At 60.2% G+C, this 284-nt stretch carries 1 pseudogene; it reads left to right on the top strand.

Going from position 1 to position 284, the window contains the following annotated elements:
- Nucleotides 1–284 (top strand): annotated as a pseudogene (locus QP415_RS11605) (transglutaminase-like domain-containing protein); the annotation flags it as partial.

The raw sequence follows: 284 nt of genomic DNA, 5'->3' as shown, positions 1-284 counted from the left end.
CTGCACTGGATCAACTGCAGGGGAATGCGGCCAGTGAAGCGCCGGTGCGTTCAGTTGGTCTCAAAGGTGCGGATCTGCACGTGTGGGTGGAGGCTGAATTTGTCGATGTCGGATGGGCGATTTTTGATCCCACACCCCCACGCGACAACATCTTTTCCGATCCGACCCCGGATCCGACTCCTACTCCGCGCCCGCAGGTTCTGCAGCCACCGAATCCGCCGGAAGAGCCTCCGGAGCTTCCGCCGGCGATAACAGAGAAGAACACGCCATCCGATTCGGAAGCA

It is taken from the genome of Pauljensenia sp. UMB3104 (assembly GCF_030217285.1).
GTDB lineage: Bacteria > Actinomycetota > Actinomycetes > Actinomycetales > Actinomycetaceae > Pauljensenia.
Note: the sequence above shows the minus strand (reverse complement) of the source record. Positions and strands in the feature narration are given on the sequence as shown.